The organism is Numidum massiliense, from assembly GCF_001375555.1.
In the GTDB taxonomy this organism is placed as follows: domain Bacteria; phylum Bacillota; class Bacilli; order Thermoactinomycetales; family Novibacillaceae; genus Numidum; species Numidum massiliense.
In genome coordinates, this window is sequence record NZ_CTDZ01000009.1 from 3,510,391 (window position 1) to 3,525,763 (window position 15,373).

Below are 15,373 nucleotides of genomic sequence, written 5' to 3' on the forward strand. Positions count from 1 at the left end.
TGAAGACGATGGCTGAACAGTTGCCGGATTTCTCCGAGTACAAATATGGCTTTCACGATAAAGACGTTTCCATCTTCCGCACGAAGCGCGGTTTAACGCGTGAAATTGTGGAAGAAATTTCGCGCATGAAGGACGAACCGCAGTGGATGTTGGACTTTCGTCTTAAGGCGTTAGACGTTTTCTATAAAAAGTCAATGCCAAAGTGGGGCGGTGACTTAAGTGAACTCAACTTCGATGACATCACGTATTACGTGAAACCGTCGGAGAAGCAAGGAAAGACCTGGGAAGAAGTACCTGAAGAAATCAAAAACACATTTGACAAGTTAGGGATTCCGGAAGCAGAACAGAAGTTTCTCGCCGGTGTCTCCGCTCAGTACGAGTCTGAAGTCGTGTACCAGAGCATGAAGAAAGACTTGGAAGACCAAGGCGTCATTTTTTGCGACACGGATACGGCTGTCCGGGAATACCCTGAGTTAGTAAAAGAGTACTTCGGGACCGTCATTCCGATGACAGACAACAAGTTTGCCGCGTTGAACAGCGCCGTCTGGAGCGGTGGCAGCTTCATTTACGTCCCGAAAGGTGTTAAGTGCGAAGTGCCGCTACAGGCGTACTTCCGCATTAACACGGAAAACATGGGGCAGTTCGAACGGACGCTCATTATCGCCGACGAAGACAGCTTCGTCCACTACGTCGAAGGGTGCACCGCGCCGATTTACACGACCGCTTCCTTGCACAGTGCCGTCGTAGAAATTATCGTCAAAGACCGCGCCCGCTGCCGCTACACGACGATCCAAAACTGGTCGCCGAACGTGTACAACTTAGTGACGAAGCGCGCCGTGGCGCACGCCGACGCGCACATGGAATGGGTCGACGGCAACATCGGTTCGAAAGTGACGATGAAATACCCCGCTGTCATTATGAAGGGTGAAGGGGCTCGGGGTGACGTGCTGTCGATCGCTGTGGCCGGTAAGGGGCAAAACCAAGACTCTGGCGCGAAACTGACTTTCCACGCTCCGAACTGCTCCGGCTCGATCGTCTCTAAGTCGATCAGCAAGCACGGCGGGAACGTGACGTACCGCGGTCTGACGAGCTTCGGTCGCAACTCCGGCGGTTCGAAAGTGAACGTCGAGTGCGATACGATCATTCTCGACGATCAGTCGACGTCAGATACGATTCCGTACAACGAAGTGAAAAACGACAACGTCACCTTGCAACACGAGGCAACTGTCAGTAAGGTGAGTGAAGACCAACTGTTCTACTTGATGAGCCGCGGGTTGACGGAAGAAGAAGCGACACAAATGATCATCATGGGCTTCATCGAACCGTTCACGAAAGAACTCCCGATGGAGTACGCGGTGGAGATGAATAGATTGATAAAATTCGAGATGGAAGGCAGTATTGGTTAATATAAGGCAGTATCGGTTTATAAACGAAACCCTTGTCACAGCAACGTCTGTGGCAAGGGTAATTTTTTTATGACTTTCTATTTAATAACAATAACGCCCTCTTTCGTTTCGACTGAAAGCATAGTATTAGAGATGGACATATTTTTTAGATTAGCCATGCCTGCAGATGTTTAAAAACACCCTCTTGCAATGTTCAAGAGGGTGTTTCTTATCGTCGGTTGGCTTTTAGCGACTAACTATGAATGCACGCCCGTACGATCCTTATGATCAGTTTGATCAGTATGATCTGTATGGCGTCGATCGTCTCTTAAGCGCCTAACGAGGGACTCTAAATACCGCTGTAGTTCGCCACTCAAGTCTTTCCGCCCGAGCGCCATTTCAATCGTCGCCTTGATAAAGTTCAATTTGTCCCCTGTATCGTAACGGCGCCCACTGAAGTTGTAGGCAAAGACAGCCCGTTGTTTCGCGAGCGCGTTGAGCGCATCGGTCAGTTGAATTTCTCCTCCCGTTCCCGGCTGCTGCCTCGTTAGCAGTTCGAAGATATCCGGCGTTAACACATATCTCCCCATGATGGCGAAACGAGAAGGCGCCGTAGCAATGGCTGGTTTTTCTACCATCGCCTTGACTGCCGCGACCCGTTCGCTGACACGTTCTACTAGGTCGACGATGCCGTACTTGACGACATCGCGTTCCGGGACGGGCTGTACGCCGACGACAGGGCCACCGTGCGCCTCGTACACCTCGAGTAACTGTTTAATGCACGGGACGTCGGATTGCACGATGTCGTCGCCGAGTAAGACCGCAAACGGCTCATCCCCGATGAATCGCTTAGCACAGCCGATGGCGTGACCGAGACCTTGCGCTTCGCCTTGACGAATATAGTGGACATTTCCGAGTTGCGAGATGGCTTGCACCTCCGCGAGGAGCTCGACCTTCTTCCTTTTCGCCAAAGTTTCCTCGAGTTCATAAGATGTGTCAAAGTGGTCTTCGATCGCGCGTTTGCCGCGTCCGGTTACGATGATCAAATCTTCGATACCGGCGGCGACTGCCTCTTCGACGATGTACTGAATTGCAGGTTTATCGACGATTGGCAGCATTTCTTTCGGTTGTGCTTTCGTCGCTGGTAACAGACGCGTCCCGAGGCCAGCCGCCGGGATAATTGCTTTTTTGACTTTCATTGCGGTTCTCCTTTTCCATATCTCGTACTATGAGTATGTCGACGGTCGAAAGCTACGCCGATGCCGACACGTTTGTCCGAAAGAAAACGTTAGGCGTTACCCCTTCGTAGCATCGGTTTCTGCGCTATCCTCGCTTTTTTATGTTACTCACTGAGCCCGCATGCGGGGCGTTACGCGGCTCTCTGCCTCCGTTCCCGCTTTTGCTCCTGTTTCTGTTTCCGGGGCAGGTGCAACTTCAGCAATCAGTGAGAGCCACTGCTGACGGTATTTTTCTACGCTGAACCGTTCGTTCGCGGCTACCGCGTTGCGCGACAGCTTTTCGCGTAGTGCCGGTTTGCGCAAAATGCGGACAATTTTATTCGCCAGCAGTTTTTGTTCTCCTTTTGGGACGAGGTAACCGTCGACGCCGTCGCGAACGATGTCTAGCGGTCCGTATTTACTCTGGTACGCGACGACTGGTGTCCCTACAGCTAAACTTTCCGTCAAGCTGAGTCCGAACCCTTCGAAGTCAGAGGTCAACACTGAACAAGCGGCGCGGCGGTACACGGCCGCAGCATCTCGCGTGAAGCCCATTAAGCGTACGTGCTTCTCCAACTTAAGCTTTTTGATTAACTGCTTGAGTGCCTTTTCTTCCTCGCCAAACCCGTATATTTCGTAACGCGCCTCGGGCACGCGCTGCACGACGTGACGGAACGCTTGAATTGCCTCGTCGAGCCGCTTTTGTTTCACGTAGCGCGCGAGTGTGACGACGAGGTGTGGATGGTAGTCGTCGGGCTCGTGCGGATGTTCGTGAAGTCGCACAGCGATGGTAGGCACGCTGTGCGGAATGACGCAAAAGTTGTCGTGGGCGCCGAATTGCTGCTGAAAGTCTGTGAGCTGTTCGCGCGTAAGAAAGACGATGCGTTCAAAGCGGTCAAAGTTGCGCAGTAACGTCTTCCATCTGCCCCGTACGGGAGCACCCATCGTAAAAGGCTCGTCGAAGTGATTGTTATGTAGCACGGCAACCCGCTTGACGGTTGTGTTTTCGACATTCAAGACGATCGCATCCGTATCGCGCGCGTCGGACATTAATACCGCGTGTGGGATGGAAGCGACTTTTTGCGTGATCCAAAAACTGCACAAGTCGTTGAAGCTACCGAATTCGCGCGTCGTCGGCTGGAGTAGGATGCAGCGCCCGACTTTTCCTGTCTTGCTGTCGAGCCACGTCGTCAAATAACAACTACCGTTGCGACTAAAATAGCGGTCCAAACTCGGCTTGTTCGTGACGAGGTCCATGTGCCGAATGCGGACGAGGTCCCCTTGCTCATTAAATTCTTCGCGGCGGAGGCGGTGCCGATTTTCATTAAAATAATCGATAAACGCGAGCTGCCCGTTTTCGTCGAAGCGCTCGTAATGGACGTATAGGCCATTACGGTAGCAGCGGTATGAAAGAGATGGTGCTTTCTTGTCTTCGATCTTAACGATGCCATTCGCACCAAGTTGCGCGAGAGTAATCTCCGCAGCCGTCGTCTGTTTGCCTTCGCAAGTAGTGGTTCGAGAAACAGCACGCTCTCCCGTGTCAGGTGTAACACCCATAGGAGAAGCCGTTCGATCTCCGTGCGGAGTGACATCTACAGGCGCGTACCGTCCACGTTCGTTAGGGGTAGCTCCATATGCAGCAGCTCCGTCCACAGCCGACTCCTCTTTAAACGGGTCTAAATCGAGAAACATGTTGTAGGTTTGTACGCGTGCATCGAGGGCGTTCGACTGATACAACTTGTCAATAATCTCGCGATGGTTGCGCTGAAACTTTAGAGTAAAAAAGTGGACTGAGTCGAAGTGGTCGCTCAACGTATTTGCCCGCGTCAATACGGCCTTCGTCAGTCCGCCTCTTTGCGTATTAAGGGAGTTAAATACAAATATTGGAGTGACTCTCCTCATTACGAACAACATCCTCCTCTTATTGTGCCGGATTAGGGAGATTAAGAAATAGCTCCAAGGACATTTCTTTACACGTAGATCGTTTTGATTAGCTTCCAAAACATTCCACATGCTCTTAACCAATTAGACGTTCGAGGGAGGCGTTTGGTTGCACCTTCCGTGGACTTTTTGGCAAATAAAAAGTTTAACCGCACTTAACGACATCGTTACGGTACGTTGCGGCGCTGTTTAATGGTACCTTTTGTAGTAGTTACCTAGAGCGACTAAGGGCCAGATGTAGCGGTAGCTGTGATAGTTAATGTAAAAATTTCCGGGTAAACCTGCCCCTGTCGGATAAGTCGTCGTCCAGTCACGTCTATTCGCTGTGTTTAGGAGATAGCGAATCCCGCGTGTAATCGTCGGAGTCGGTTCATCGTGCACGGCGATGAGCGCGTCGACAGCCCACGCCGTTTGCGACGGCGTGCTCGCTTTAAGTGGCACGTACTCTTTTTCGACGTCGCTGCTGCACGACTCGCCCCAACCGCCGTCCTCGTTTTGGATGCGCGTCAACCAGTGGGCAGCGCGTGCGATCGCAGGGTGATCGGGGGAGACGCCGACTGCGCGTAGACCGGTGAGGGCGGCCCACGTGCCGTAAATGTAGCAGACGCCCCAGCGCCCATACCACGAACCGTCCCGCTCTTGGTGTCGGACCAGCCATTCCGTGCCGCGGCGGATCGCGCGGTGGCGCACCGTTAAATGGGCATAGTTGCCGAAAAGTTCTAATGTGCGTCCGGTTAGATCGACTGTCGACGGGTCAGTAGCGGCGGCGTCAGCCCCTTCGATCGGAATTAAGCGGAGTAGCTCGTGGTTAGCGTCTTTTTCGAAAGCAGCCCAACCGCCGTCGCGGTTTTGCATTGAGAGGAGCCACTGACAGCCACGCCGAAACGCGTGTCGGTACGTGTCACTTTTTTTGGACAGGCGGTAAATGGCGCGTAGGGCGGCGGTCGTGTCGTCGTTGTCGGGGTTAATCGTGTTGATGTCGGAAAAACCCCAGCCACCCGGGGCGGTGTCCGGGCTGTGCACCGACCAATCGGCGTACGTGTTTTGCTGCCGAGAAAGCAAGTACGCGCCAGCTTTTTTTACAACTTGGGACGAGGCGGAGAGGCCGGCCGTTTGTAAACTAGCGCTCAGCAGGGCCGTGTCCCAAACAGTCGAAGTCGAATTTTGTAAGTGGATGTGGTTGTCTGTGCGGCACACGAGAGTCTTAAGCCCTTTGACCGCACGGCGGACGGTCGGATGGTTTTTCGGGTAACCGACGGCGAGCAAGGCGAAAATCATGAGAAAGGTGGCACTGGCATAACTGTATAGCGTGCCGTCGCTTTCGATGCGCGCCAACATGTAGTTGACGGACTTGTTTAGCGCCGTTTCGTGTATTTGCCGCGGCAAGAGCGGTACCGACTGGATCAACTGTCCGACGGATAAGGCGAGCGTATTGTCTTCGTTCGCCAAGGCGTGATACGATTGTTCCTCGCCTTCTTGGCCCGCGAAACTTAACAAGCGGGGTAGGCTCGGCAAGTTGTCGCTGTGCAGGACGAACTTACGGTCAGCGGCGACGAAAATCGGCGTCAAGTGCACGCGCGCATAGCCAGAAAAATCGTAAAAATTGAGCGGGAACGAAAGCGGGAGTAAGACGACTTCTACCGGAATTTTGAAGTGACGTGGCCACGGAATTTGCCCCGTAGCAGCGAGTAACGCCTTTGTCATCGGGCCGACCTTATGTAAGCCGCCCGCTTCGTGGATGAATTGCTGCGCGGCAATCATGCGGCGGTCCGTCGCCTTGTAGTAACCGGAACTGAGCAAGGCGTAGTACGCTTCGACCGTTGCGGAAAGGTTGCCGCCGGGCTCATCGACGTACAGTTTCCACACACCGCTGTCGTCTTGAATGCTCGCAATGCGTTTCGCCAACTTTTGGATGAACGGTTCGTCGTTTATGTTTAACGCACGCAATAAAACGATTGTAAACGAGTCGGTCATCGGTCCGCTTTCAAAGCACATCCGCCACGTGCCGTCTTGTTTTTGCAAAGCTTGTAGACGGTAGGCGATCCGGCGAATTTCTGCCCTTATCTGCTCCCTCATCAGTAGACAAATCCTTTCTTTATGCTGGTAATAGCCTATAATTAACGTATTCCGTTCGATTCTTTATGGTTCAACGCCAAGGGGGAGTACGGTAAACGTGACACATATTTTTATTGGTGTAACGGGTTGGGGTGACCACGAACAACTATATCCGGCGGGCACGCGACCGAGTGAAAAACTGTCGCTTTATGCGGGTCACTTCCCGCTCGTCGAAGTGGATGCAAGTTTTTATGCGCTACAACCGCAGCGCAATTTCGCGTCATGGGCGAAGCAAACGCCGGACAACTTCCAATTTGTCGTGAAGGCACACCAACGTATGACTGGCCACCAGCGCGGCGACGACCTTAAGGGGAAAAGGGCTAAAGACGTCTTCACGGAATTTCGCGATTCCTTAAGCCCGCTTCGCGAAGCCGGAAAATTAGCGACCGTGTTGTTCCAGTTTCCGCCTTGGGTTGATTGCCAAAAAAAGTACGTGGCATACATTCGTCAATGTCGCGATTTTTTCAACGATTTGCCACTCGCTGTCGAATTTAGGCACCAGAGTTGGTTTTCGCCGCGCTATAAAGAAGCTACCTTAAACTTTTTGCGACAAGAACAGCTCGTGCACGTCGTTTGCGACGAGCCGCAAGTCGGCTCCGGGTGTGTGCCGATCGTCCCTGTTGTCACGCATGCCGAGAAAGTACTCGTCCGCTTTCACGGACGTAACCGCGCAGGGTGGGTGAATCGCGGTCAGGACAATTGGCGTGCCGTGCGTTACAATTATCGCTACAATGAGCGGGAACTACGTGAATGGGCCGATCGGTTGCGTGCGCTGGCTGAACAAGCAGCACACGTTTATGTTTTGTTTAACAACAATTCAAAAGGGGATGCTGTACCGAATGCGCGGGAGATGATCGATTTGTTAGGAATCCGCTATCGCGGGCTTGCCCCCCGCCAATTGGAATGGTTTTGAGGCGTCGTGTACAATGAGGAAAATACGGAAAGGATGGGATGGATGGCGTGGGATTGGGCCTTATTGTTAGCTACGGGAATTCTCGCAGGGACACTCGGTAGTTTAGCTGGGCTAGGCGGCGGGATTGTCGTCGTCCCAGTTTTGCTGTTGTTAGCGGGTACGCTGCCTGACTTTGCGAGTATTACGCCGGCGGTCGCCGCAGGGAGTGCGCTCGTCGTCGTCGTCATTAACGGGTTGTCGGCGACGTTCGCTTATGCGCGGCAACGGCGAGTCGATTTTAAAAGCGGTTTGCTCTTCTTTGCAGGCAGCGGTCCCGGATCGTACGTCGGCGCCTTTTTTAGCACTCATTTAAGTGTTGCTTTGTTTAATGTCCTGTTCGGTGTGCTCATTGTTGTCGTCGCACTGTTGTTAAAGCGTGGGAACACGCGCCGCGAAGGGCAAGTTGCGTGGAAGGTTAAGCGGCATTACGAAGATGAAGAAGGCAAGACGTACGTGTATGGCTACTCGCCGTTACTTGCCGTCGTGTTGACGTTTATGATCGGTCTCGTCGGCGGGTTGTTTGGCATCGGCGGCGGCCTGTTCTTCGTACCGCTAATGGTACTTTTATTTCGGTTTCCGCCCCACTTGGCGACGGCGACGTCTATGTTCGTCATTTTTCTGTCGTCACTTACAGGCAGTGTCACTCACACCGTGCTCGGCAATGTGTACTGGTGGGCTGTCCTTTGGTTGGCTCCCGGGGCGTGGCTCGGAGCCAAGTTCGGTGCGGCGATTTCGCGGCGCATGAGCGTGTCATTGTTAGTGACGGTGTTGCAAGTCATTTTTATCCTACTCGGCGTGTACATGATTTGGGGCGGTTTAACGGCGTAATCGCGGTAGCTCCATAGCTCGAAGCACCTTCACACAATTAAAAGTAACGGTGTGAAGGTGCGGACGATTACGCGGGGCGTGGGCGGATCCGAGTGGGCGTCTGCTTCTTCATTCAACGCAATAGCAACTCACTTAATGCCTCGCAATAGCAACTTACTCAATGCCTCGCAATAGCAACTCACTTAACGTAACTGAAACGCGCCGCGTTCCTTCAAACGCAGTAACACGAATAACACCGGAAGCCCTAACCCGTAACAGACACCTAGTTGGCCGAGCCCGACGTATGCCATTGCCGCAAGGTAACCGACATCGGCGGGCATACTGAGCGTGTAGACGGCAACGGCGCCAATAATGACGGCGTTGACGATGACTGGTGGCAGTGGCGCCAACCATTTGGACGGCATTTTATACGTCAAATAAGCTGCGATTAGCGACGAGAGACTGCCGAAGATGACGTCGAGCGCCCCAAGCGGGCTAAACAAGTTGGCGATCAGCGCCCCGATAAACAAGCCGGGAACGGCGAGTGGTGTAAGGAACGGGAGCACCGTCATGACCTCGGAAATACGGAATTGAATAAAACTGTAAGAAAGAGGGGCAAAAGCAAGGGTTAGTGTGACGTAGATCGCGGCGATGACGCCGACGAACGCTACTTTTCGCGCCATATATATCCCCCTTTCGCTGTTTACTTATTAGGCATACATTATATAATAACATTCAGGTGAATGCATACAGCAACGATCGCGCGACGATATGATGTACAGAAAGGATGAAAACATGCGATTTGTCGACGACTTATTCGCCTTTTACAAGGAACAGTTCTCCGGGGACGAAAATGAAGCGATTATGTTGATTTGGAGTGTGTTAAACGAACAGCGGCGCGAAGACCTCGTAAAGTTGCTCGAGGAAATGAGCGACGAAGAAGTGAAGCAAATGTTCAGCCTTTACTTGATCGAACTGTTAAAGGTGCGAATGATTAAGGAGGGGATCTTGGAAGGAATGGACGCGCCGGAGTCGCTCAGGTACCATTGACGATCACTGTTTTCGGGTTCGCCGCGACGGATACGAGCATTCGCAGCGTTGCTTAGAAAGGCGCTACGTGATTGTTACCTTTAAAAGGTCTTGGTACACATGCATACCGAACGATTTGACTGATACATATAATTGTTTTGTTCTTCGAATAGGCACTTGCTGCCCCCCTCCCTCATATGTTGTATAAAGTGAAGCGCAAGGAGGGGGCAGCGGGCGTGATTGAATTAAAGCCACTAAAAGTGGATGACACGACCGTAACTGGCATCGAGGTGGCATTGCCGAAGACGAAGTTGCTCATCGTGGCGACCGACGTCGGTTACATTATGTGTGGGGCGTTGGACATCGCGCTGTTGAACGAACGGCTACAGGAACGGGAAATTGTCGCCGCACGCGCAATTGGCGTGAGAACATTGGAAGACTTGTTAGCTGCGCCGCTCGAGTCTGTGACATATACCGCCGAAAGCTTCGGCATCCTGCCAGGTATGACTGGGCGCGAAGCGCTGCGCAACATGTTGGCCGCAAATTGATTGAAAAAGACACATTAGAAAAAACGTGACGACGTGTCGTGAACAGGCATTTCCTACAGCATGAAAAGATGGATCCCACCCCCAGGGGAATATTCTCGGGGGTTTTTCATGTGATACGACAATTTTTTCACCGTAGGAAATAGCGCACCTTTTCCCGGGAAATAAGTTGACTGCTGTCGATACGGCAATGCGATCGTGTCGAAAAAGAAGTGACATCGTTCGGCAGACTCACGCGATCATACGCCGCACCGTATGACGCGCTGTTTGTAACAGCTAGCGACGAACAACCGGCACCTGCAAGCAGGGAAGCAGCAAGTAGGGAACCAGCAAGCGGCAACCAGCAACAATAGCCACGCCATGTGCCGTCGGGGGGCGGGGACTCTGCTGGGAGTCCCGTCTATGCCTGTCATTCGCACGCCAACGCGCGTCGTATTCACAGAGCTGTACGATCTTCACTCCTCACACCATAACGATACTTATGGTAAAATAAAGTTATTATAACGACGAGGGAGCTATGTTAAACGTATGAAACAACATGCTACGCCACCACCAGTCAAACAGCGCAATTACACGCCTCTGATCATCGTGCTGACAATCGTTATGTACGCGGTTATTGCCGCTTTGTCCTTTTTACCGAAAATCGAAGGGGAAACGAGTTTTGATCTGACGCTTTTACCGCTGTTAAATGCGATCTTCAATAGCTTTACGTTCTTATTTTTACTGTCTGCGCTCATTATGATTAAGCGCAAAAACATTGTCGCACACCGTCGCTTCATTTACGCGGCGTTTGCGACGACGTTTTTCTTTCTCATTTCTTACGTCACGTATCACGCCCTCGCCGAGTCGACGGCGTACGGCGGCAGCGGGCTACTCGCGGGCATTTACTACTTTGTCCTCGTATCGCATATCGTGTTGGCCGCAGTGATCGTCCCGCTGGCCCTGTTCACAGTTGCGCGCGGACTGAATATGCAAGTTGCCCGGCACCGCAAAATTGCCCGTTGGACGATGCCGCTCTGGCTGTACGTCAGCTTAACTGGCGTGCTCGTCTATATAATGATCGCCCCGTACTATTAACAGCGAGAAATAGGCGTGTACGCACATATGCTAACGGCGAACCCACATCATACCTGGCTGATAACGAATTGTTTGTGGCGGAGACAGAAACACGCACCCGATGCAAATCACATCCGGCAAGCGTGCATCTATCCGGCGGACGCGAATGAGGCGCACTACTAGTAGAAAAATGTCGGACGCTTACGTCGAACGGCGTTTACACTGTGTACGACAGGAGGGGCTTTTCGTTGCGCAATGCCCACAGCAAACAACCCGCTGGGAAACAGTTGCCGATGAAGCAGTCTAAAAACGACTGGAAGGCGTTCTTAAATCTAATTAAAGAAACAGAGTTGTCAAAGGCGATTCTGGCAGTTGCCGTCACATTAAGTCTACTGGAGACGGCAGCTGGCCTCGTGGCGCCGCTATTCATGCAACAATTAATCGATAAAGTGACCACTGCATCCCTCGATGGGCGGCTTTTGGCGCTGTTGATCGGCGCCTTCGTGTTGCAGGCGCTTTTTGCCGGCCTCTCTTTTTACGCGATGACGCGACTCGGACTGAAAGTCGTCGCTTCCTTGCGTTCACGCCTGTGGCAAAAAACACTGGCGCTGCCGGTGTCTTTTTTTGACGAACACGAATCGGGGGAGACGATGAGTCGCATAACGAACGATACGAGCGTCGTCACCAACTTAATGACGAACCACCTTATTTCCTTTTTTTCTGGAATCGTCACTATCGTTGGCGCCGTCGCTATTTTACTGTACTTAGACTGGCAAATGACGCTTATCTTACTGTTGGCCGTCCCGCTGTCGTTGGCGATCATTATGCCGGCCGGGCGAAAAATGTACGCCATCTCGAAAAAGACGCAAGATGAAATGGCAGGCTTTACGGCCGGACTGAGTCGCGTGTTGTCGGATATTCGCCTCGTCAAGTCGAACAACGCCGAGGAGAAAGAGTGGGGGCACGGACGGACAGGAATCGACAAGCTGTTCCGCCTCGGGTTGCGCGAGGCAAAAATTCAGGCCGTCCTATCACCGCTCATGACGTCGGTGATGATGATTTTGCTCGTGGCAGTGCTCGGATACGGCGGCGTGCGAGTTGCTGCTGGGACGTTATCTGCCGGGGCGCTCGTGGCGATCATCATTTACTTGTTCCAAATCATCGTCCCGTTTAGCCAATTTGCCACCTTTTTTACTCAATTGCAAAAAGCGATGGGGGCGACAGCGCGCATCCAGCTCATCCTCGATCATCCGCTTGAGGAAGCGGAGCGTATCGGTCAGGGAGATGTTCGTGAGTCGCGCATAGGCGAGGATCATGTAGGTGAAGAGCACGTAAGTGAGACACATGAAGGTGTGAAACGCGTCAGCTCGGAGCATGTTCGCGGGAAACGTACGGGCCAGGAGCATGTCCGGCGAGAGAGTGAAGGCGGGGAACGTGGGGAAAGTTTTATCGGAGACATCCAGTTTAAAAACGTTACTTTCGCCTATAAACCGGGTGAAACCATCCTGCACGACGTTGACGTCACTTTTCCCGCGGGGGAGATTACGGCGATCGTCGGACCGAGTGGCGGTGGAAAAACGACGATGTTCGCGCTTCTCGAACGGTTTTACAGCCCGGATCGCGGGCAAATTTTGTACGCCGGCCAGCCGATCGAGCAACTGCCGCTCACGGCGTGGCGTAGCCGCTTAGGCTACGTGTCGCAAGAGAGCCCGATCATCGCCGGGACGATTCGCGACAACATCGTGTACGGCTTGCAGCGCGACGTTAGCGACGAAGAAGTTGTGCGCGTCGCGGAAATGGCTTATGCGGCGTTGTTTATTGACGAATTGCCCGAGCGGTACGAGACAGAAGTCGGCGAACGCGGCATTAAACTGTCTGGCGGGCAGCGGCAACGCATCGCCATCGCGCGGGCACTACTTCGCAACCCACAAATCCTTTTGTTGGATGAGGCGACGTCCAATTTGGACAGTACGTCTGAGCAGTATGTGCAGCATGCGTTGACGAATTTAATGGAAGGGCGCACGTCGCTCGTCATCGCCCACCGTTTGTCGACCGTCGTCGGGGCAGCACAAATCGTCGTCGTGGAAAAAGGGCGTATTACAGGAGTCGGTACGCACGAGTCTTTAATTGCGGATCACGACTTGTACCGTCAGCTAGCGGAACAGCAATTCGGGTCAGGCGGACCTGTGGACGACCATAACACCGTTCCAAAAAAAGTTAAGTGACGGGACGAATGATGAAGGAGGTACAAGTGACACATGCTATAGTAGGGAGGTCATAACGAGTGAGCATACGAACGGTCGCACTGAGCGTTACCTTAACGCTTACATTGGTGGGATTAGGTGTCCCAACTGTCGCTGCTGCGAAATACGAAGACAATATAACAAACGCAGAAGCTTATGAAGCGTATAAACAGGCCGTCTACAGGACGCGCACCGCCAAAAGTAAAAAGGCAGTTTTTCAATTGGAAGTGACCGATAACGGCCAGCAAGTCGTTTGTATACGTTCGACGGTAAAGGAAAATCGAGAACGACACGCACTGAGTAAGCAGACGGTTTTTTTAGAAAACGGAAAGCAAAATGAGGTGTTTGTGCACCGGGAAAACGGTACAGAAACCGTTATTCGAAGTGACGGCGGCACTAATCGAGCGCACGCACAAGTGATCACCTTGCCGACCGCCAAACAGGTAAACCGTTTGGACGATCGAACTGTAAACCGGCGAAAAGCGAAGGAAAGAGAAGGGGCTGTCACGCGCACGAAACAGTCGTCTGCAGCCAACTTTAGAACACCACAGGCGGCGGCCACCTTCTTCGATGCACTCGTCGCTGATTTGCCGGGAAAGATTGAGCACAAGCGCGCGCCGGACGGGGCACAAGTGATCAGCCTTGCACTGACCCATGAACGCATGCCGCCCGTTGCCCAACTTTTACTCACGTCATTAATGAAAAACGACGGATCACATGAGCCGAACAAGCTTCCCACCGATTGGCTCACCGCTTTCTCCGGTTACGTCCAAGCTCGCCTGCCACAGATATCTCAGCTCCGCTTAGAACGGGTGCACTTAGAGGCGCACATTCACGCGGAACGGGTTATTGAGCGGCAGGCGGTACACGTGCGGTGGGTGGGTACCGCGCGCGACGGCACAACCCATACATTGACCGCCCTGTTCACGGTCGCCTATTCGGACTACAATCAGACAACCCCTGAGTCTCTGCCCACGAGTGCCTAGTGCTCGACGTGCTCACATCATTGGTGTGACCAGCTTTTCGCGAGACGTAAATTGCCCCTCCACACGGTGACAAATAGTCGTTCCATTGTCGTAGCTGCCGTTCAAGTGTGCGCTCGCGATGTGCTATACTGAAAATAACTTACGTGAATAAAAGAGGCTGCAGCATGATCAATTTTCTCGACAGTTACGATGAACTAACGGCTAGTGAGAAAAAAGCGTTGAAATATATGATCGATCATACCGAAGAAATCCCTTACCTATACATTAATGACTTAGCCGAGGCAGCGTTTGTATCGAAAACGGTCATCATTAATTTATCACAAAAACTGGGATTCAGTGGCTACAAAGAGTTAAAATACCATATTAACAACGTCGTGCGCGCGGCCAAAAATGAAGTGAGCCAACAAAGATTACCTATTACGGAAAATTTACGGCGCAGTATCGACAAAACGTTTTCGCTCGTATCGGAAGAGGAATTAAAGCGGTGCGTGGACGTCATCTTAAACGCCAAAAATTTGTTCGTCATGGCGCGGGGGACGAGCAAGGCAGCGGGCTATTACTTGGAACATTTGCTCTTCTCTTTAGGGATTCACTGCATTTTTATTAAGGACTACAATTTATCGGAGTCGTTTACGAATTTAGTGACAGATCAAGATGTGGTCATTTTAATTTCCTTATCGGGCAATACGAAAAAAATCGTGGAAACAGCTAAAAAAATTGAATTAAAAAAGGCGAAAATCATCAGTATGACCTCGTTTCAATCAAATACGTTGACGAGTTATACGGATTACCATTTGTATTGTCACACGGACAATTGGGATACGAAGCGCGACGATACGATCTCGCGCATCGGCTTCTTTATTTTGATCGATTTGTTAATCAACTATTTGGGCGAGGCTGTTTAACCTGCCAATTCGGCAACAGCAATCCTTTGACTGCTTACGATGTCCGAAACAGCAATCCCTTGACTGCTTACGATGTCCGATGAGTTTGTTCGGCCATGCTGTGCGATCCCACGGTGTGCGGTAACTCTGTCCGGAATAACCCTTCCCATCTACGGTGCGCATCAGGAGATGGGGTACGCTCCTTTCCCAGGG

The 15,373-nt window shown here is 52.1% G+C and carries 13 protein-coding genes; 9 read left to right on the forward strand and 4 right to left on the reverse strand.

Annotated elements, in window-relative coordinates:
• Window positions 1–8 precede the first annotated feature (8 nt).
• A complete protein-coding gene (gene sufB / locus BN1247_RS16465) occupies window positions 9–1,406 on the forward strand; it encodes a Fe-S cluster assembly protein SufB (protein ID WP_054951341.1) in 1,398 nt (465 codons plus the stop codon).
• A gap of 236 nt (window positions 1,407–1,642) precedes the next feature.
• Here sufB and galU read toward each other — a convergent pair whose 3' ends face one another.
• The 3 genes from galU to shc form a co-directional block, all read right to left on the reverse strand.
• Window positions 1,643–2,584, reverse strand: coding sequence for a UTP--glucose-1-phosphate uridylyltransferase GalU (gene galU, locus BN1247_RS16470; protein WP_074011209.1), 942 nt, complete (start codon window positions 2,582–2,584; stop codon window positions 1,643–1,645).
• 147 nt (window positions 2,585–2,731) lie between these two features.
• Complete coding sequence (locus tag BN1247_RS16475) at window positions 2,732–4,504, reverse strand: glycosyltransferase (protein WP_054951342.1); 1,773 nt, start codon at window positions 4,502–4,504, stop codon at window positions 2,732–2,734.
• 228 nt (window positions 4,505–4,732) lie between these two features.
• A complete protein-coding gene (shc, locus tag BN1247_RS16480) occupies window positions 4,733–6,619 on the reverse strand; it encodes a squalene--hopene cyclase (protein ID WP_054951343.1) in 1,887 nt (628 codons plus the stop codon).
• A 97-nt stretch (window positions 6,620–6,716) separates the two neighbouring features.
• Here shc and BN1247_RS16485 point away from each other — a divergent pair, with 97 nt between their 5' ends.
• Window positions 6,717–7,571, forward strand: coding sequence for a DUF72 domain-containing protein (locus tag BN1247_RS16485; protein WP_147675272.1), 855 nt, complete (start codon window positions 6,717–6,719; stop codon window positions 7,569–7,571).
• A 42-nt stretch (window positions 7,572–7,613) separates the two neighbouring features.
• Window positions 7,614–8,438 carry a sulfite exporter TauE/SafE family protein gene (locus BN1247_RS16490; protein WP_054951344.1) on the forward strand — a complete coding sequence of 275 codons (825 nt, stop codon included), beginning with the start codon at window positions 7,614–7,616 and terminating at the stop codon, window positions 8,436–8,438.
• A gap of 182 nt (window positions 8,439–8,620) precedes the next feature.
• Here BN1247_RS16490 and BN1247_RS16495 read toward each other — a convergent pair whose 3' ends face one another.
• Window positions 8,621–9,100, reverse strand: a complete 480-nt coding sequence (locus tag BN1247_RS16495; protein ID WP_054951345.1) for a QueT transporter family protein — start codon at window positions 9,098–9,100, stop codon at window positions 8,621–8,623.
• 88 nt (window positions 9,101–9,188) lie between these two features.
• On the opposite strand from BN1247_RS16495, the gene BN1247_RS16500 reads away from it, so the two are divergent.
• The 6 genes from BN1247_RS16500 (at window position 9,189) to BN1247_RS16525 (ending at window position 15,181) form a co-directional block, all read left to right on the forward strand.
• The gene (locus BN1247_RS16500) at window positions 9,189–9,467 is read left to right on the forward strand and encodes a DUF6154 family protein (RefSeq protein ID WP_231633349.1); all 279 of its coding nucleotides are present in this window, start codon (window positions 9,189–9,191) and stop codon (window positions 9,465–9,467) included.
• Window positions 9,468–9,682: 215 nt separating this feature from the next.
• Window positions 9,683–9,994: a YunC family protein gene (locus BN1247_RS16505; RefSeq protein WP_054951346.1), complete on the forward strand. Its 312-nt coding sequence runs from the start codon at window positions 9,683–9,685 to the stop codon at window positions 9,992–9,994.
• A gap of 525 nt (window positions 9,995–10,519) precedes the next feature.
• The gene (locus tag BN1247_RS16510; RefSeq protein WP_054951347.1) at window positions 10,520–11,068 is read left to right on the forward strand and encodes a DUF420 domain-containing protein; all 549 of its coding nucleotides are present in this window, start codon (window positions 10,520–10,522) and stop codon (window positions 11,066–11,068) included.
• A gap of 272 nt (window positions 11,069–11,340) precedes the next feature.
• Window positions 11,341–13,272, forward strand: a complete 1,932-nt coding sequence (locus tag BN1247_RS18475; RefSeq protein ID WP_054951720.1) for an ABC transporter ATP-binding protein — start codon at window positions 11,341–11,343, stop codon at window positions 13,270–13,272.
• 59 nt (window positions 13,273–13,331) lie between these two features.
• Window positions 13,332–14,276, forward strand: coding sequence for a hypothetical protein (locus BN1247_RS16520; RefSeq protein ID WP_054951348.1), 945 nt, complete (start codon window positions 13,332–13,334; stop codon window positions 14,274–14,276).
• A 164-nt stretch (window positions 14,277–14,440) separates the two neighbouring features.
• Entirely contained in the window at window positions 14,441–15,181 is a 741-nt protein-coding gene (locus tag BN1247_RS16525; RefSeq protein WP_054951349.1) for a MurR/RpiR family transcriptional regulator, read from the forward strand.
• The last annotated feature ends 192 nt before the right edge of the window (window positions 15,182–15,373 follow it).